Genomic DNA, 15,481 nt, shown 5'->3' on the forward strand with positions numbered 1-15,481 from the left:
GCCCGCCCGGTGATTCCGGGCGGGCACGATACGTGGAGCGCGCGGCCGCGCCTACAGCACTGCGGCGAGGAAGTCCTTCGTGCGCTGCTCCTGCGGGTCGGTGAAGATCTTCTCGGGCGATCCCTCTTCGACGATGCGTCCGCCATCGAACATCATCACCCGGTTCGATACATCGCGGGCGAACTGCATTTCGTGGGTGACGATCAGCATTGTCACGTCGGTGTTGCGGGCGACGTCGCGCAGGATGTTCAGCACTTCACCGACCACCTCGGGGTCGAGGGCGCTGGTGACCTCGTCGAGCAAGAGGATTTCGGGTTCCATCGCCAGCGCGCGAGCGATTGCGACACGCTGCTGCTGTCCGCCGGAGAGCTGGGTCGGGTGGGCATCCGCCTTATCGGGCAGGCCGACCATCTCGAGCAGCTCATGTGCTCGTGCCACAGCTTTGTCCTTCGGCGTCTTCAGCACGTGCACCGGCGCTTCGATGATGTTCTCGAGCACGGTCATGTTCGGGAACAGGTTGAACTGCTGGAAGACCATGCCGATGCGTTTGCGCATCTCGTTGCGATGCTTCTCTTTGAGTTCGACGCGCTTGCCGTCGCGCTCGACATGCGTGAGCGGCTTGCCATCGATGAGGATGTAGCCCGCGTTGGCCTCTTCGAGAGTCATCACCAGGCGCAGAATCGTCGTCTTGCCCGAGCCGCTGGGGCCGATGAGCGTGACGCGGTCACCCTTGCGCACGGTGAAGTCGAGGTCGTGCAGCACGATGTGGTCACCGAAGCGTTTCTCGACCTTGTCGAATCGGATGGCGGGCACCTCGCCGTTGTCCAGCGTGATCGCGCCGGTGTGAGTATCAGTTCGAGTAGGCAAGACGCTTCTCCAATCGTCCGACGAGCAGCGATGTCGGGTAGCTGGCGACGAGGAACAGGATCCCCGCCATGATGATGGCTTCGATGAACCGGAAGTTCTGGCCGCCGTAGAGCTGGGCGGCGCGCACCATGTCGGTCACGGTGATGACCGCGAGGAAGGGGGTTTCCTTGAACATCGAGATGACGTAATTGCCGAGCGCGGGAAGCGTCGAGCGCAGCGCCTGCGGCACCACCACGGCCGTCCAGGTGCGGCGACGCGACATCGACAGCGCGGTGGCGGCCTCCCATTGGCCGCGAGGTACCGCGTCGATTCCGGCACGGTACACCTCGGCCATGTACGCGGCGTAGTGGATGCCGAAGATGATCACACCGAGAGTGAGCGGGGGCACGGTGACGAACACGTAGTACGCGAAGAGCAGCTGCACCACCAGTGGGGTCATGCGGATGAAGTTCATCACGAACGTCAACGCCCCGGCGACCGAACGGGGTGCGCTCTTGCGCGCCAGCGCGATGGCCAAGCCGAGTGCCGCGGCGATGATGCTGCCGAGCACGGTCACCAGCAGCGTGACGGTGAGGAACGCCCACAACATGTCGGGCAGGGCAGCCAGGGCGTGGTCCCAGTCCCAGATGGCTCGTTCGTTCATGGCGTGTTCCCCTCTGCATCGACGGTGGGTGCGGCAACGGCCTCACGCAGCCGTGTGCCCTGGCCCAAGCGGTGCTTGGCGCGCACCTCGATCGCGTTCATGGCGAGGGTGAGCAGGTAGGCGATCACGAAGTAGACGACGAGTCCCAGGGAGTAAGCGAAGAACACGTCCGTGTCGATACGCAGCTTGTTCAGCTCGGCAGTGAAGTCGACGATCGTGATCAGGTAGACCACGGCCGTGCCCTTCAGCAGCTGGATCAGCAGGTTGGTGAGCGAGGGGATCATCAGCGCCCACGCCTGGGGAAAGATCACCCGCCACATGCGCTGCGTGCGCGACAGGCTGAGCGCGGTCGTGGCCTCCCACTGTCCGCGCGGCACCGCGTTGATCGATCCGCGCACGACCTCGGCACCGTAGGCACCGTAGTTCAGCCCGAGCCCAAGGATGCCGACGACGATGGACGGAAGCGCGAGATTGAACGGGGGCAACGGGAGGACGAAGAACAAGAAGAACAACTGCACCAGCAGCGAGGTGCCGCGGAACACCTCGATCACCGTGCGCGCAAAGCCGCGGATGAGGATGTTGTTGAAGCGGGCGAGTAGCCCGAGTGAGATGGCAATGGCGAACGCCAGCAGGGCGCCGCCCACCGTGAGCTGAAGGGTGATCAACAACCCATCGAGCAGGTAGGGCAGCGCCCGCTGGAGCGCCTCGAGATTATCGGTCACGTGAGGTGCGGGGCGGTCAGCCGAGCTCGCCGGCGCACAGCTGCGCGGTGGTCAGGTCTGCCGGCGGCAGGTTCTCGGCCGTGAACCCGAACGGCTCGACCAGGTCGAGGTAGGCCTGCTCATCGCCGGTGATCTTCGCGAGCTCCTCGTTGTACGCCGCGAGCAGATCATTGTCGTCCTGGCGGAACACGGTTGAGCCCGCGCCGACCTGCGCGACACCGTCGAGCTCTTGCACGAAAGCGCCGGTGGTCTCGAGGTCGGCGTTGTCCTGGGTCATCCAGTTCAGCGACACGGCAGTCAGTGCGAAAGCATCCGCGCGGCCGGACTGCACCGCCTCGAGGCCGGCGGTGGCGCTGTCGACCTTGATCACATCACTGATGCCCAGGTCGTCGGCGTAGCCCTCTTCGATCGCACCGGACTGCACGGCGAGCGTGACGTCACCGCTTTCGGCGACCGAGCCGAGATCGCTGAGCGACTCGGGGTTGCCGGTCGGCACGGCCAGGGTGGTGGTGTACATGATCTCGGGATCGCTGAACGCGGCCTGCTCGCAGCGGTCGGGCAGGATCGACATTCCCGCGCTGATGACATCCCAGCGGCCGGCGTTGAGACCCGGGATCAGCGAGTTCCACTCGACTTCTTCGACCTTGATGTCGTCGATGCCGAGGTTGCTGAAGATCTGCTTGTGCAGCGCGATCGTCGCCCCGGTGGGCTCGCCGCCCTCGACCCACGAGTAGGGCCGCTCGGATGCAACGGCCAGCGTGATGGTGCCGGACTCCTGCGCCTTCTCGAGCGTGGTCTGGGTGTCTCCGCCGCCATCGCCGCCGGCAGAGCCGTTGTCGCCGGAGGCGCAACCGGCGAGGGCGAGTGTGAGTACACCCAGGGTGGCGAGTGCGGTTCGGGTCGTGCGCTTGCTCATCATGCTCCTCTGTGTGGCTGTCTGTCGCGCCGGAGTGGGCGGCGACCGCGGAACACGATACGGGAAACTGTCGATCAACGTACAATCAGACGTGCAGATTGTCGACAATCCGACATGGAGATCGTCGCGGAGTCTGCGAGGAAAACACCGTTGAACGCGCGAGAATGAGAGACCGCGCGCACCGCGTTCTGTGGATGAGGAGACCCATATGCCCCGAGACCTGCCCCGCTCCGTCGGCCGGGCCGCAGTGCCGCGCGTGTCGCGGCTGTCGACCGTTGACCTCATCGCGATCGAGTTGCGCAAGGCGATCTTCTCGGGCGCGCTCGCGGTCGGCGCCTCACTGGGTGAGGTTGAGATCGCCGCGCAGCTGGGAGTGAGCCGCAGCCCGTTGCGTGAGGCCGCACAGCGCCTGGTGCAGGAGGGCATCCTCGTCGCGATCCCGGGGCGCGGGATGAGCGTCGCGGTGATCGAGGGCGATCAGATCACCGACGTGTATGAGATGCGTCTGGCGATCGAGGCGCAGGCCGCGCGGCGCGTCGCGCGCGCCGGCAACGCGGGGGCACTGCAACGCATCCGCAAGGCCTTCGACGACCTCGTCGCGGTCAGTGACGGAGAGGATGCCCGCGCGATCGGCGACGCCGATCTGGAGTTCCACCAGGTGCTCGTCGATGCGGCGGGCAGCGAGCGGATGACCCGCGCGATGGCCGCGTTGGTGATGCAGACCCGCATCATGAGCTTCAGCGTCGCCGACGGTTACTCCGTGCGCCGCTCGGTGTCACCGACGTACACGGTGCTGCTTGACGCGCTCGCCGCGGGCGACGCCGACGCCGCGGCCGCGGCTCTCGAGAAGCAGTTCTCGGATGCTGTCTCTCGCCTGCGCGGAGACGCAGACGTCGACACCGTCGAGGTCGACCTCGACGAGCAGCCGCAGGTGTTCCAGCCGATCGACGGAGCGATGCGCGACTGACTTCTGACGACGAAGCGCCGCCGGAGATCCGACGGCGCTTCGCTGTAGTGGGATGTGTCAGCTCTTGGACTGGCCGTACGAGCCGAGCTGCTTGGTCGACTCGACCACGCGAGCCGCCATGGCGGTCTCGGCGATCTTACCCCAGGCGCGCGGGTCGTACTGCTTCTTGTTGCCGACCTCGCCATCGACCTTGAGCACGCCATCGTAGTTCTTGAACATGTAGTCGGCGATCGCACGCGTGTATGCGTACTGGGTGTCGGTGTCGATGTTCATCTTGATCACGCCGTTGGCGACCGCGAGAGCGATCTCTTCGTCGGTCGAGCCGGACCCGCCGTGGAAGACCAGGTCAAGCGGCTTGGCGCCGGTGTTGTACTTCGCGGCGACCTCGGCCTGGATCTCGCCCAGCAGCTCGGGGCGCAGCTTGACGCCACCCGGCTTGTACACACCGTGCACGTTGCCGAAGGTGAGCGCGGCGATGTAGCGACCCTGTTCGCCGAGGCCCAGTGCCTGGATGGCCTGGTCGACGTCGGCGAACGTCGTGTAGAGCGCGTCGTTGGAGCCCTCGTGGGCGACGCCGTCTTCTTCGCCGCCGACGACGCCGATCTCGACCTCGAGGATGGCGTTGATCGCCTTCATGCGGGGGAGGAGTTCCTTGGCGATGGCGATGTTCTCGTCGAGCGGCACAGCCGAGCCGTCCCACATGTGCGACTGGAAGATCGGGTTGCGTCCCGCCTTGACCTCTTCTTCGGATGCTGCAATGAGCGGCTCGACGAAGCCGGCCAGTGCATCCTTCGGGCAGTGGTCGGTGTGCAGTGCCACGGTGACGGGGTAATTCTTGGCGACCTCGGTCGCGTAGCGCGCGAAGGCGAGTGCGCCGGTCGAGCGGGCCTTGACGGTGTGGCCGGCGAAGTAGTCGGCGCCACCGGTCGTGACCTGGATGATGCCGTCCGAGCCGGCCTCGGTCAGACCCTGAAGAACAGAGTTGATCGTCTGCGAGCTGGAGACGTTGAAGGCGGGGTATGCGAACCCGCCCGCCTTCGCTCGGTCGAGCATCTCTGCGTACTGTTCCGGAGTGGCGATGGGCATGAAATCTCCTGCTTCTGAAGGGCGGGGGTCAGCCTCAACTGTAGCCGCGCACACGAGAGATCTTTCCGCTGTTGCGCGCGCTCGGGTCACATTCCTGCTGCCGCGTTAAGAACCGTGAATCCTTCATGTGGAATTCGCGAAAAGTCGCCGGTTTCGTCGCATCCGCTGGCTATGCTGACCGCATGGTGAGCCTTACAGCCGATCTCAGCCCTCTTCGCCCCGACCGCAACCTCGCTCTTGAGCTCGTCCGGGCGACCGAGGCGGCGGCGATCCGGGCCGTTCCGTTCATCGGCCGCGGCGACAAAGAGGCCGCCGACGGCGCCGCCGTCGACGCCATGCGCGCCTTCCTGGGCACCGTCGACTTCCAGGGCCGCGTCGTGATCGGCGAGGGTGAGAAGGACGACGCCCCGATGTTGTTCAACGGCGAAGAAGTCGGAAGGGGTCGCGGACCGGAGTGCGACATCGCCGTCGATCCGATCGATGGCACCTCGCTCACCGCAGCCGGACGCCAGAACGCCCTCTCGGTGCTCGCTGTCTCTGACCGCGGCTCGATGCTCGATGCCTCCAGCGTGTTCTACATGGACAAGCTCGTCACCGGACCCGCCGGAGTGGGCGTGGTCGACATCCGCCTGCCCATCGGCGAGAACATCCGCCGGCTGGCGAAGGCGCTCGACAAGCCCGTCGACGAGATGGTCGTCTCGGTGCTGAACCGTCCTCGCCACGAGAAGCTCATCAACGAGATCCGCGAGGCGGGCGCCGGTACCCGCCTGATGAGCGACGGCGACGTCGCCGGGGGCATCAACGCCGCCCGGCATGACGCACGAACCGACATGTGTGTCGGCATCGGCGGCAGCCCCGAAGGCATCGTGACCGCGTGCGCCATCAAGGCGCTGGGCGGTCACATCCAGGGCGTGCTCTGGCCACGCGACGACGAGGAGCGCCAGCGCGGCATCGACGCGGGGCTCGACGTCGACAAGGTCTACGAGGCCGACGATCTCGTGCAGGGCAACAACACGATCTTCGTCGCCACGGGAGTCACGGACGGGCAGCTCGTGCGCGGTGTGCGCCGTGAGGGCAACTACCTCTACACCGAGAGCGTCGTGCTGCGCAGCGCATCCGGAACGCTGCGTCGCATCGTCTCGGACCACCTCGTCTCGAAGTGGCTCTGACGGGCAGATCCCCCGATTCCCAGGGCATCCTGGCACAATGGGTACGACCGATGCCCGCAGTGCACCGGCGAAGCCAGAACAGGAGAGCTCGGGATGTCGACGAACGAGCAGTCTGAGCAGCCGAGTCGCGTGCAGCAGATCACGACCAAGACGGGACGCATCCTGCGCGTGACCGACGAGCAGATCGCGGCGGCGCTCGCCCAGCAGACGGTCGCCGCCACGCAGCCGAAGGTCGACCCCGCCCGCCGGGCTGACGTTCTCTTCCGCGTGCGCCGTGACGAGGGGCACGAGCTGAGCTCCTGGTGGATGATCGGTGCGTTCGTCGTGACCTCTGGTGTCGTGATCGCACTGTTGTCGTGGGTGCCCGGCGGCGCGTGATCTACGCGTTCTCGGCAGAAGCTACGCCCTAGTACGAGTCGAGTACCGCGCGCATACCGGTCAGTCCGAACTGGTCGGCGACCTGTTTTGCCGTGTGCGCTCCGGCGTCCTGATCGGCTCCGGCGTCGAGCAGCATCCGCAGCAGTGATTCGTTGCGGCGGAAGACCGCGCACGCGACGGCGGTCTGCCCGTTCGCGTTGACGGCGTCGAGGTTGGCGCCGCGGGCGACCAGATCGGCAACCGTCTCGGCCTGCTCGGCGTACGTCGCAACGATCAAGAGCGTGTCCTGCTTGGCGTTGCGCACGTCGATGGGCACACCGGCGTCGATCATCTCGCCCAGTGGGCCGGTTCGCCCTTGGCGGGCCAGGTCGAAGGTGCCGTCGATGACCTCTGGGCTCAGTCCGCTCGTCATCGCACCATTCTCGCCGATGGCGGCGGATCAGGCGACTGCGCGTTGGGCGGGCTGCGGTGCGGGGGTGAGTTTCACGCCGAGAGCCGAGCCGAGGGCATCCACGTCGTGCACTGCGGCACGGCGGGCGGCGTCGATGACGATCTGCGCGCACGCACGCGCGTCGGCGAGTGCGTCGTGGTGGTCGAAGTCGCCGAATCCGGCGGCGGCCGCCGCGACCGGCAGGCGGTACGAGTCGAGATCGTAGGTCTTGCGTGCGACGGCGAGCGAGCACAGCGAGCGGTACGGGGGAGCGTCGAAGCCCGCGACTTCCGAAGAACGTCGCAGCACCTTCACGTCGAACCCGGCGTTGTGTGCCACGAGCACGTCGTCACCGGCGAAACCACACAGGCGGTCGAGTTGCTGGGCCCACGTGTCGGCGCCTGCGACGTCGTGCGGGTGGATGCCGTGGATCTTGATGTTCCACTCATTGAACTCGTCATGTCCGACGGCGGGGCGGATCAGCCAGCCGGTCTGGGCGACGACCGCTCCGCCGCGCACACGCACCAGACCCACGGAGCAGGCTGAGGCAGGGCTGGAGTTCGCGGTCTCGAAGTCGATCGCAGTGAAATCCAGTGGCACGCAACAAGTCTCGGTGCGGAGTCTGTCGCATCCGATCAGGCGCGCCGCCGCGGCGGGTGATCCGGTCGCGACGGCGGCATGCGGGCATCCGGTGTGCGGAGGGCATCCGCTGTTCGAGAACAGGCGATTCGACGAAAACAGGACCGTTCTGACGAAATCGTCCTGTTCTGGTGAACCGTCCTGTTCTCGGAAGGCGACTTCCTGCTCGGCCGCGGTATGGACGGCAACGGCCCCCGGTAGACTTGGCTCCCGTGGCTCTTACTATCGGAATCGTCGGTCTGCCCAACGTCGGCAAGTCCACCCTCTTCAACGCGCTGACCAAGAACGACGTGCTCGCGGCGAACTACCCGTTCGCGACGATCGAGCCGAACGTCGGTGTGGTCAACCTGCCAGACCCGCGTCTGCAGACGCTGGCCGGCATCTTCGGTAGCGAGCGCATCCTGCCGGCGACGGTGTCGTTCGTCGACATCGCCGGCATCGTGCGCGGAGCGAGCGAGGGAGAAGGACTGGGCAACCAGTTCCTGGCGAACATCCGCGAGGCCGACGCCATCGCGCAGGTCGTGCGCGGCTTCGTCGACGACGACGTGGTGCACGTCGACGGTGCGGTGAACCCGCAGAACGACCTGGAGACCATCAACGCCGAGCTGATGCTCGCCGACCTGCAGACGATCGAGAAGGCGCTGCCTCGTTTCGAGAAGGAGGTCAAGCGCAAGACGATCGACGGCTCGGTGCTCGACGCGGCGCTCGCAGCCAAGGATGCGCTTGAGCGCGGTCAGCTGCTGTCGACCTCGGGCATCGATCTGGCGCCCGTGCGCGAGCTGGGCCTGCTCACCGCCAAACCGTACATCTACGTCTTCAACGTCGATGAGTCGGTGCTGACCGACGACGCCAAGAAGGGTGAACTCGAAGCTCTCGTCGCGCCCGCCAAGGCCGTCTTCCTCGACGCGAAGATCGAGTCGGAGCTCATCGACCTCGATCCCGAGGACGCTGCCGAGCTGCTCGAAGCGACCGGACAGACCGAGTCGGGTCTCGACCAGCTCGCACGCATCGGCTTCGCGACCCTGGGGCTGCAGACCTACCTGACGGCCGGGCCGAAGGAGTCGCGCGCCTGGACGATCCCTCAGGGGGCCAAGGCGCCGCAGGCCGCAGGCGTGATCCACACCGACTTCGAGAAGGGCTTCATCAAGGCCGAGGTCATCTCGTTCGACGACCTCGTCGAGACCGGCTCCGTCGCCGAGGCCCGCGCCAAGGGCAAGGCCCGTCTTGAGGGCAAGGACTACGTCATGCAGGACGGCGACGTGGTGGAGTTCCGCTTCAACGTGTGACGTGCCCCGGTCGTTGAGCGAGCGGAGCGAGCGGTGTACTGAGCGAGCGAAGCGAGTCAAAGTGACGAAACGCAGCTTGTAGGCTCCCTCGCATGGATGGTGTTCCCCCAGCTCGGCGAGCGATTCGCCTCTTCCCTGACTACGGTCGCGATTGGCCGCTCTGGGAGAACTCGACGCCCACCTGGGATGTCGGCTACACCACCACACCGGACATGTATGGGCTGTCGGAAGATCTGACGCGTGACATGGCTGAATGGAACGCCCATTGGGACGCGAACTTCGATCCGTTCGACGGTTGGAAGGACGATGCGGTGCGCGAGAGGTGGCGACAGGATGGCGCAGCCATCGCGAAGCGTCTGCAGGCGGAGGTCGCTGACTTCGCCGATGTGTCATATGAGCCGTGGCCGCTGCTGGGCGGCGATGAATAGCCGTACATCTGTGGCTTCATGGCGGAGGCTGAGCCGACGGCGTCTCTCGACCTGCAGGGTCGGTTCTTGCCGGCCGGGGACATCGGTAGCATCGTGCCATGCGCTCCTCCGACTCCATCTCTAGCCCACCGGCCACGCGCAATCGCCCCGTGGTTACCTTGCGCTCTTTCGAGATCGGTGACCGTGAGTTCTTCGCCTCGTTGGCGACGGATGAACGCGTCGTGAAGTTCGTGGGTGATGGGTCTCCCTGGTCTGCCGAACAAATCGACTCGCGAATCGACCTCGCGCTTCGCGGCCTCCCAGCTTCAGAGCCGGGCGCTGTGCGCTGGTATGTTGCCGAGACAGAGGGCGAGCGGGCAGGTCTGTTCGTTGCGTCGCGACGTGAGGACACCGTTGAGGTTGGGTACTGGCTCGCGCCTGCGAGGTGGGGGCAAGGCCTTGCCGGTGTCATGTTAGACGCCGGTCTCCTGGTCGTGCGTGAGGTCTTTGGTGCTCTTGATGTGGAGGCGCACATCGACCCGGCAAACGTGGCGTCGGTTGCGATGGTCGAGCGGCGTGCGTTTCGCTTTGTGGGTCGTGCTGACGGCATCGGGCGCTACGTGCGCGCTCCTGGCGCATACGCAGCGTGAACCTACCCCCGCCCGGCGAACGTCAGCTCGTGCGTCTCGCGCGTCGGAATCTGCACGTGGTCATCGCCGAACGGCATGTAGTCGACGGAGTGCAGGTAGCCGTCGACGACCCAGAGCTCGATGAACCCGAGCGTCTCGCTGTGTGCTGAGACCTCGACCATGGCGAACGGGCCGCCGTCGTGGTCGATCGGCGCGAGGCCGGCCCTGCCTGCGAAGGTCAGCAGAAAGCACTCGCACTCGGCGTGGGGGTACCCGCCCCACTGCGCCTGCATCAGCTGCTCGCGGGCGATTGCTGATTGCGCATCCGTGCCCGAGCACAGCAACTCCATGAGCTGGCGCTCGGTGCGGGTCAGGCGGGTGCCGACTGGGCGCTGCTGTGCTGGCATCCGATCAGCGTAGTGCGTTCGCGACGTGCCGTCGCAGCGCATCCGCGGCGAAGTGTGCCGCGTTCTCCGAACCGAACGCGGCATGGAAGTCGGGGTGCGTCTCGTACTGATCCGCGAGGCCGAGGATCATCTCGGCCGACCTCGCGGCATCGCCCTCGTGCGTCGGCGTTCCGGGGATCTCAGACAGCCAGTCCACGTGCGAGACCGCGTGCGCCTGCGCGGCGGGGGAGTCGGTGGCGAGCCCCGCTTCGTGAAGCTCACGCCACCTGGCCAGCAGCGCCTCGCTGCGTGCCTTCCACTCGCGTTGCTGACGTAGTGACTTCTCATGCCACCACTGGTTCGACGCCTCGAACGCATCGCGTCCCCACCGCTCGACGACCTCTTGCTCATAGCGGTCGTTGAACCCCTCGAGCATCACATCCATGCGCGGCTCGCGGCCCTCTCGGCGCATGTGCACGGTGTGCTCGACCGCGCGAATGCGCCGGTCGAGACTCTCCCGCTCCCGCGAGAGCTGCGCGAGGTGCGACTCGAGCGCGGCGACTTCTGCCTCGGGCCCAGCGGATGCTGCCAGCGTGGCCGCGATGTCGGCCAGGGGCATCCCGGTCTCCCTCAGCATCAGGATGCGCTGCAGGCGCGCGACCGCATGCGGCCCGTAGTAGCGGTATCCGTTCGAGCCGATGCGGTCCGGGGTGAGCAGGTCGATCTGGTGGTAGTGACGCAACGTGCGACCACTGATGCCGGCGCGCTGCGCCAACTCGTTCACCGTCCACTCCACCGGCCGCCTCCTGCCTTGCGCTGTGCTCGTCAGTCTCGCAGAGCGTGCGCCAGACCGAGACGCCGCATGGCGACATCGATGATCTCGGCGGCGGGTGTGAAGATGCTCGCGGCGGCCGTCGTTCCGGCCGCGTCGAGGTACGCCCGCACCAGGCGCGCCCCCGCCGCATAGCCGGCCCCCGTGGGCAGGCCGACCGGTTCCGCGCCGAAGAGCCGTGCGGTGGCATCCCCGTGCACCCACGAGGCGAAGTTCTGCATTCCGGTCACGTTGAGACCCGACGCGACCTTCGCCAGCACGTCATCATCGCCGCGCACGCGATCGCTGACGAAATGGGTGAATCCGCGCTCGCCGTAGAGCTCGGCGGCGAACAGATCCGCGAGCCCCTCCGAGATCACCTGTTCGCCCACCGTCACGGTCAGCGGGTCCCAGGTCACTCCGCCGGGCGAGTAGCGCACGTTGTGGTGCAACTCGTGGATGACGATGGCCTCCAGGCGGTCCATCACCTCCGGCGTCGGCCAGAGGGTGAGTGTGATGTAGCCGCTGATGCCGCCGAAGGCCGAGAGGCCCTGCACCTCGTTCATGAAGTGCTCATGTGTCTGGTCACCCAGCACGAGCAGCACCGTCAGGTCGGGCACCTCATGAGCGGGGTTCGCTGCTTTCAGCGCCGCCGCGCCGGCGTCGAGTGCGGTGCGGATGCGATTCCAGGCATCCGCTTCGACGAGTCGAGCGAGCCCGTCCTGCGCGGCCTCGGTGGGGGAGTCCCAATCAAAACCGAAGCCTTGTCGGTGGACGGTGGCGAGGTCGACGCCGCCGGGGACGAAATGGTACATACCCGCCATCGGCGCCCACATCTCGCGTACGAGGTCGGCTCGAAGGTCGGATGCTGCTGTCAGCGCCTGGCGCATCATCGGCGCGCTGTCGATCATGGTGATGGTCATGCGACCGACGCTAAAGGTTGCCGTTGCGGCAAGGTCAATACAACCACTCGGCCTGCCGTCCCGGAGAACGGCAGGCCAAGCAGTAGGGCAACGGCGGTGTTACTGCATCGTGTTCACGATCAGGCCGATGTGGGTGTAGAAGTTCATCGCACCGAAAAGCAGGAACGCGGCACCGGAGACGGCCCAGACTCCGCCCATCCACTTCGCGATCTTGGTCAGCGGCTTGGTCGCGGTGAACGAGTTCAGCGCGAACGGGAAGAGCACGGCGCCGACGCCGACGAGCGCGAACAGGCCCGACATGAAGATCGCCTCAACGATCGGCCACTCCGCGAACATGCCAGAGATGGGCTCATCCGCGGGGGCGGCGAACAGCTGGAAGTACACACCCGCTGCGGCAATGCCGAACAGGGCGAGACCGAGACCGAAGATGAAGATGCCGAGGGGCTTGGCAACAGCTGCGACCTCAGCGGGGCGATCTTCGGCGGCGACGATCTGGTCGCCGCGCTTCCACAGGTACAGCGCCGCGGCGAGCAGCAGCACACCGAGGCCCAGGCTGGTCTCACCGAAGACGATGTTGTCGAAGGGGAAGTACTTCGCGAACGGCCAGGTCAACGTCATGTGAGCGCCGGTGAGGGTGAGGATTCCACCGAGCACGCCGGCGCTGAGCGCCCAGCCTTCGGCCTTGAACTGCTTGTCGCGGTGCAGCGTCCGCCCGAGCAGCACGAGCAGCAGCAGGCCGGCACCTGCGGCGAGCGACATGATGGTGTTGTAGGTGGGCATCTGCGTCCAGTCGATGACCAGACCTGTTTCGCTTCCACCGAGGAATTCGTCCATTGTTCCTGTCTTTCTTTCTTTGCTCGCGCGCGGGTACGCGGGTATGGGGGCGCAACCAACGTCGACGCGCGTCGTGCGCGAGCCTGCAACGGTCGTCGGCGTTGGCCGTGAGTCGGGCTATTGAACCGTCGCAATCCGCCGGGTGCGGTCGAGTACTGACCGGCCCTGCGCGGTGGGGGGGGGAAAGAGCGGCACATCATGCGCGGCTCATGAGGGAGCATGCTCTTAACCCTATGCTCTTCCAATGTCTGCTGGGGGCGGTCGCTCAGGCCGAGCGCACCCCGTGCCGACTACCCTTGAGGCATGCGTCGAATCGCCCGGGTCCCCGTTCTTGCCGTCGGAGTGCTCGCGATCGGCGCACTCACCGGGTGCTCGTCGATCGCGCAGCTCACCGGCGAGGCCCTGGGCGTCGATGTCGAGCAGGTCTGCCAGTCGGTCGACGACATGTACGCACAGTACGAGGGACTGCTCGCGCAGGGTGATGCGACCGCGGAAGACCTTGCGACAGCGCGCGACGGTCTCGTCATCACCCTCGAAGGCGTCGCTGATGACATCGGTGGCCAGGTCGGCGACGTCATCCGAACCAACGCCGACCGCCTCGCCGATGTGGCCGACCCGAACGCACCAGAGGCGATTCGGGCGATCGAGCAGGTGAAGTCCTCGCTCGAGCCGCTCTGCGGCTGACCTGCCTGACCGGGCATGCAGATTCTGCCGAACTTGTTGGCGAGTGCTGTCGTTGCATACGGTGATGGGGGCGCTGCACGCGTCGAGATCCGGTTCCACAGAAAGAGCACCACTGTGACAGAGAAGACCACCTTCGAGCCCGACGGCCGCGCCGTGCCGTTCATCGACGAGGGTGAGGGGCCCGTCACTCTGGTGCTGGTCACCAACCGTGAGCTCGAAGCCGACGGTCTCGGCGTGATCTCGCACTACCTCGCCGAAGAGGCCGGCTTCCGCGTCGTGCGCGTGGGGTCCCGTGCCCAGGCAGAAGGCGTGACCGTGCAGGAGCGTGCGGCGGATGCCCTTGCCGTGCTCGACCACCTCGGCATCGACGACACGTGGATCGGCGGTCACGGACACGGCAGCACGATCGCCCGTGTCTTCGCAGCCGACCACACCGACCGGGTCAACGGCCTGCTCATGCTCGGCGTCGAGGACGAGCCGATCGCGCTGGCATCCGGCATCCCCGTGCTCATCATCCAGGCCGAGCAGGACGACGTCACCCCGGCCGCCAATGCCGAGGCGCTGCGCGCCACGGCCCCCGAGCGCGCGAGCGTCACCACGATTCCCGGCGCCGATCACTACTTCCCGGCGACCCACCCCATTGAGACGGCGGTCGTCATCGAGGAGTACCTCGACTGGGACTGACCTGCTGAGCTCAGCGTGAGCGCGGTTCGTCGCGGAGTCGGGGCTCGACCCGGTGCTCCGGGCGCAGTCCCGACTTGTCGGCGTAGAACGCGCGGATGCGGTCCATATCGCCCGCGACATCTCCGGTGAGATCGATCGTGGGGCCCAGCCCGGTGGTCATCGTCGTGCGGTCGACGTAGCCCAGGGTCACGGGCATCCCGGTCTCGCGGGCGATCCGGTAGAAACCAGACTTCCAGTGGGTGTGCCCGCTGCGCGTACCGTCGGGAGTGACCACCAGGCCGAACACCTCGCCGGCGTGCGCCTGCGCGACCACCTCGCCGACGATGCGGCTCGGGTCGTCGCGATCGACGGCGATGCCGCCGAGCGCCCGCATCACAGGGCCGCGCCAGCCGCGGAACAGGCTCTGCTTGCCCAGCCAGTGCACCTCGATGCCCAGTCGCCAGGCGATGGCGAGCATGAGCACGAAGTCCCAGTTCGAGGTGTGCGGGGCGCCGATCAGCACCGTGGGACGAGTGGGTGCGGGCTGCGTGCTCAACGTCCAGCGCGAGAACGTCCAGTACACCCGCGCGATGAGGCGTCGAAGCATCCTTCCAGGCTAAGTGACGCCGCATGCATGCGAAGGCATGCACCGCGTGTGCGTGGAGGGGAGACGACGAGAGCCGCCGCCCCGGGTGGGGACGACGGCTCTCGTGCGGCGCGGAATCAGGCCGGCTGCGGCAGCAGGGTGAAGGACACTGCGCCCTGCTCGTCGACGGCGGCGTCCAGCACCTTGTCGCCGAGTGCCTCTGCGGCCGTCTCTTCGAGGAAGACACGGGTGGTCTCGTCACCGACCACGGCGTCGCCGGGCTCGGGACTGGGGGCGACCGTGACCGCGAAGCGCGGCTCAGCCTCGGTGCCCGAGGAATGGATGCGCAGGCCGGCATCCGGGCCGGTGCTCTGCTGGGCGACGATGGTCGCCGCGATCGTGTTGGCGTTCTCGGTCAGGGTGAGCATCGCGCTCTCCTTCCGGTTGCGGACACC

22 protein-coding genes are annotated in these 15,481 nt (G+C 66.6%); 9 read left to right on the top strand and 13 right to left on the bottom strand.

Features of this window, described 5'->3' with window-relative positions; all coding sequences use genetic code 11:
• Positions 1 to 51: 51 nt before the first annotated feature.
• Positions 52 to 867 carry an ectoine/hydroxyectoine ABC transporter ATP-binding protein EhuA gene (gene ehuA, locus JF543_RS06390; RefSeq protein ID WP_431522598.1) on the bottom strand — a complete coding sequence of 272 codons (816 nt, stop codon included), beginning with the start codon at positions 865 to 867 and terminating at the stop codon, positions 52 to 54.
• Positions 851 to 1,456, bottom strand: coding sequence for an ectoine/hydroxyectoine ABC transporter permease subunit EhuD (gene ehuD, locus JF543_RS06395; protein ID WP_431522597.1), 606 nt, complete (start codon positions 1,454 to 1,456; stop codon positions 851 to 853). The genes ehuA and ehuD overlap by 17 nt, the downstream gene beginning before the upstream one ends.
• On the opposite strand from ehuD, the gene JF543_RS14660 reads away from it, so the two are divergent.
• Positions 1,377 to 1,622, top strand: a complete 246-nt coding sequence (locus tag JF543_RS14660; RefSeq protein WP_431522596.1) for a hypothetical protein — start codon at positions 1,377 to 1,379, stop codon at positions 1,620 to 1,622. The genes ehuD and JF543_RS14660 overlap by 80 nt on opposite strands.
• Here JF543_RS14660 and ehuC read toward each other — a convergent pair.
• On the bottom strand, positions 1,507 to 2,232 hold the full coding sequence (gene ehuC, locus JF543_RS06400; RefSeq protein WP_206820806.1) for an ectoine/hydroxyectoine ABC transporter permease subunit EhuC: 726 nt from the start codon (positions 2,230 to 2,232) through the stop codon (positions 1,507 to 1,509). The two genes, JF543_RS14660 and ehuC, sit on opposite strands and share 116 nt — an antisense overlap.
• Before the next feature lie 16 nt (positions 2,233 to 2,248).
• Complete coding sequence (locus tag JF543_RS06405) at positions 2,249 to 3,148, bottom strand: transporter substrate-binding domain-containing protein (RefSeq protein WP_242519407.1); 900 nt, start codon at positions 3,146 to 3,148, stop codon at positions 2,249 to 2,251.
• Between the two features lie 208 nt (positions 3,149 to 3,356).
• On the opposite strand from JF543_RS06405, the gene JF543_RS06410 reads away from it, so the two are divergent.
• Complete coding sequence (locus JF543_RS06410; protein ID WP_206823301.1) at positions 3,357 to 4,115, top strand: GntR family transcriptional regulator; 759 nt, start codon at positions 3,357 to 3,359, stop codon at positions 4,113 to 4,115.
• Positions 4,116 to 4,172: 57 nt separating this feature from the next.
• Here the strand turns inward: JF543_RS06410 and fbaA are convergent, their stop codons facing one another.
• Positions 4,173 to 5,201, bottom strand: coding sequence for a class II fructose-bisphosphate aldolase (fbaA, locus tag JF543_RS06415; protein ID WP_179411400.1), 1,029 nt, complete (start codon positions 5,199 to 5,201; stop codon positions 4,173 to 4,175).
• 182 nt (positions 5,202 to 5,383) lie between these two features.
• Between fbaA and glpX the strand changes: the two genes are divergently transcribed.
• The gene (gene glpX / locus JF543_RS06420) at positions 5,384 to 6,370 is read left to right on the top strand and encodes a class II fructose-bisphosphatase (RefSeq protein WP_179411399.1); all 987 of its coding nucleotides are present in this window, start codon (positions 5,384 to 5,386) and stop codon (positions 6,368 to 6,370) included.
• A gap of 93 nt (positions 6,371 to 6,463) precedes the next feature.
• The gene (locus JF543_RS06425) at positions 6,464 to 6,748 is read left to right on the top strand and encodes a hypothetical protein (RefSeq protein ID WP_179411398.1); all 285 of its coding nucleotides are present in this window, start codon (positions 6,464 to 6,466) and stop codon (positions 6,746 to 6,748) included.
• Between the two features lie 28 nt (positions 6,749 to 6,776).
• Here JF543_RS06425 and JF543_RS06430 read toward each other — a convergent pair whose 3' ends face one another.
• Together JF543_RS06430 and JF543_RS06435 are read right to left on the bottom strand one after the other, a co-directional pair.
• Positions 6,777 to 7,160: an ankyrin repeat domain-containing protein gene (locus JF543_RS06430; RefSeq protein ID WP_179411397.1), complete on the bottom strand. Its 384-nt coding sequence runs from the start codon at positions 7,158 to 7,160 to the stop codon at positions 6,777 to 6,779.
• A 27-nt stretch (positions 7,161 to 7,187) separates the two neighbouring features.
• The gene (locus JF543_RS06435) at positions 7,188 to 7,778 is read right to left on the bottom strand and encodes a 3'-5' exonuclease (protein ID WP_179411396.1); all 591 of its coding nucleotides are present in this window, start codon (positions 7,776 to 7,778) and stop codon (positions 7,188 to 7,190) included.
• A gap of 251 nt (positions 7,779 to 8,029) precedes the next feature.
• Here JF543_RS06435 and ychF point away from each other — a divergent pair, with 251 nt between their 5' ends.
• The 3 genes from ychF (at position 8,030) to JF543_RS06450 (ending at position 10,160) form a co-directional block, all read left to right on the top strand.
• Positions 8,030 to 9,103: a redox-regulated ATPase YchF gene (gene ychF, locus JF543_RS06440; protein WP_179411395.1), complete on the top strand. Its 1,074-nt coding sequence runs from the start codon at positions 8,030 to 8,032 to the stop codon at positions 9,101 to 9,103.
• A gap of 92 nt (positions 9,104 to 9,195) precedes the next feature.
• On the top strand, positions 9,196 to 9,531 hold the full coding sequence (locus tag JF543_RS06445) for a hypothetical protein (RefSeq protein ID WP_206820803.1): 336 nt from the start codon (positions 9,196 to 9,198) through the stop codon (positions 9,529 to 9,531).
• A gap of 98 nt (positions 9,532 to 9,629) precedes the next feature.
• Positions 9,630 to 10,160, top strand: coding sequence for a GNAT family N-acetyltransferase (locus JF543_RS06450; RefSeq protein WP_206820802.1), 531 nt, complete (start codon positions 9,630 to 9,632; stop codon positions 10,158 to 10,160).
• Positions 10,161 to 10,162: 2 nt separating this feature from the next.
• Here JF543_RS06450 and JF543_RS06455 read toward each other — a convergent pair whose 3' ends face one another.
• The 4 genes from JF543_RS06455 to JF543_RS06470 all read right to left on the bottom strand — a co-directional run bounded on the left by JF543_RS06455 (position 10,163) and on the right by JF543_RS06470 (position 13,093).
• Entirely contained in the window at positions 10,163 to 10,546 is a 384-nt protein-coding gene (locus JF543_RS06455; RefSeq protein WP_206823308.1) for a hypothetical protein, read from the bottom strand.
• A gap of 4 nt (positions 10,547 to 10,550) precedes the next feature.
• The gene (locus tag JF543_RS06460) at positions 10,551 to 11,321 is read right to left on the bottom strand and encodes a TipAS antibiotic-recognition domain-containing protein (RefSeq protein WP_206823309.1); all 771 of its coding nucleotides are present in this window, start codon (positions 11,319 to 11,321) and stop codon (positions 10,551 to 10,553) included.
• A 29-nt stretch (positions 11,322 to 11,350) separates the two neighbouring features.
• Positions 11,351 to 12,259 carry a DUF2268 domain-containing protein gene (locus tag JF543_RS06465; RefSeq protein ID WP_206823310.1) on the bottom strand — a complete coding sequence of 303 codons (909 nt, stop codon included), beginning with the start codon at positions 12,257 to 12,259 and terminating at the stop codon, positions 11,351 to 11,353.
• A gap of 99 nt (positions 12,260 to 12,358) precedes the next feature.
• Positions 12,359 to 13,093 (bottom strand): DUF981 family protein, encoded by a 735-nt coding sequence (locus JF543_RS06470; RefSeq protein WP_242519408.1) that lies wholly within the window; start codon positions 13,091 to 13,093, stop codon positions 12,359 to 12,361.
• Between the two features lie 303 nt (positions 13,094 to 13,396).
• On the opposite strand from JF543_RS06470, the gene JF543_RS06475 reads away from it, so the two are divergent.
• Together JF543_RS06475 and JF543_RS06480 are read left to right on the top strand one after the other, a co-directional pair.
• Positions 13,397 to 13,777, top strand: a complete 381-nt coding sequence (locus JF543_RS06475; protein WP_179411383.1) for a hypothetical protein — start codon at positions 13,397 to 13,399, stop codon at positions 13,775 to 13,777.
• 114 nt (positions 13,778 to 13,891) lie between these two features.
• Positions 13,892 to 14,461, top strand: coding sequence for an alpha/beta fold hydrolase (locus JF543_RS06480; protein WP_347401110.1), 570 nt, complete (start codon positions 13,892 to 13,894; stop codon positions 14,459 to 14,461).
• 10 nt (positions 14,462 to 14,471) lie between these two features.
• Here JF543_RS06480 and JF543_RS06485 read toward each other — a convergent pair whose 3' ends face one another.
• Both JF543_RS06485 and JF543_RS06490 read right to left on the bottom strand, forming a co-directional pair.
• The gene (locus JF543_RS06485) at positions 14,472 to 15,047 is read right to left on the bottom strand and encodes a 1-acyl-sn-glycerol-3-phosphate acyltransferase (RefSeq protein ID WP_206823316.1); all 576 of its coding nucleotides are present in this window, start codon (positions 15,045 to 15,047) and stop codon (positions 14,472 to 14,474) included.
• Positions 15,048 to 15,163: 116 nt separating this feature from the next.
• Entirely contained in the window at positions 15,164 to 15,454 is a 291-nt protein-coding gene (locus JF543_RS06490; RefSeq protein WP_179411379.1) for a Fe-S cluster assembly protein HesB, read from the bottom strand.
• Positions 15,455 to 15,481: the final 27 nt, after the last annotated feature.

The organism is Microbacterium esteraromaticum, assembly GCF_017303215.1.
GTDB classification, from domain to species: Bacteria; Actinomycetota; Actinomycetes; order Actinomycetales; family Microbacteriaceae; genus Microbacterium; species Microbacterium esteraromaticum_C.

Excerpts from the sequence above, each read along its gene's own strand:
- JF543_RS14660 (WP_431522596.1), top strand. The coding sequence starts at position 1,377 with ATGGCCAAGCCGAGTGCCGCGGCGATGATGCTGCCGAGCACGGTCACC.
- ehuD (WP_431522597.1), bottom strand. The coding sequence starts at position 1,456 with ATGTTGTGGGCGTTCCTCACCGTCACGCTGCTGGTGACCGTGCTCGGC.
- JF543_RS06405 (WP_242519407.1), bottom strand. The coding sequence starts at position 3,148 with ATGAGCAAGCGCACGACCCGAACCGCACTCGCCACCCTGGGTGTACTC.
- JF543_RS06410 (WP_206823301.1), top strand. The coding sequence starts at position 3,357 with ATGCCCCGAGACCTGCCCCGCTCCGTCGGCCGGGCCGCAGTGCCGCGC.
- fbaA (WP_179411400.1), bottom strand. The coding sequence starts at position 5,201 with ATGCCCATCGCCACTCCGGAACAGTACGCAGAGATGCTCGACCGAGCG.
- glpX (WP_179411399.1), top strand. The coding sequence starts at position 5,384 with ATGGTGAGCCTTACAGCCGATCTCAGCCCTCTTCGCCCCGACCGCAAC.
- JF543_RS06425 (WP_179411398.1), top strand. The coding sequence starts at position 6,464 with ATGTCGACGAACGAGCAGTCTGAGCAGCCGAGTCGCGTGCAGCAGATC.
- JF543_RS06430 (WP_179411397.1), bottom strand. The coding sequence starts at position 7,160 with ATGACGAGCGGACTGAGCCCAGAGGTCATCGACGGCACCTTCGACCTG.
- JF543_RS06445 (WP_206820803.1), top strand. The coding sequence starts at position 9,196 with ATGGATGGTGTTCCCCCAGCTCGGCGAGCGATTCGCCTCTTCCCTGAC.
- JF543_RS06450 (WP_206820802.1), top strand. The coding sequence starts at position 9,630 with ATGCGCTCCTCCGACTCCATCTCTAGCCCACCGGCCACGCGCAATCGC.
- JF543_RS06455 (WP_206823308.1), bottom strand. The coding sequence starts at position 10,546 with ATGCCAGCACAGCAGCGCCCAGTCGGCACCCGCCTGACCCGCACCGAG.
- JF543_RS06465 (WP_206823310.1), bottom strand. The coding sequence starts at position 12,259 with ATGACCATCACCATGATCGACAGCGCGCCGATGATGCGCCAGGCGCTG.
- JF543_RS06470 (WP_242519408.1), bottom strand. The coding sequence starts at position 13,093 with ATGGACGAATTCCTCGGTGGAAGCGAAACAGGTCTGGTCATCGACTGG.
- JF543_RS06475 (WP_179411383.1), top strand. The coding sequence starts at position 13,397 with ATGCGTCGAATCGCCCGGGTCCCCGTTCTTGCCGTCGGAGTGCTCGCG.
- JF543_RS06485 (WP_206823316.1), bottom strand. The coding sequence starts at position 15,047 with ATGCTTCGACGCCTCATCGCGCGGGTGTACTGGACGTTCTCGCGCTGG.
- JF543_RS06490 (WP_179411379.1), bottom strand. The coding sequence starts at position 15,454 with ATGCTCACCCTGACCGAGAACGCCAACACGATCGCGGCGACCATCGTC.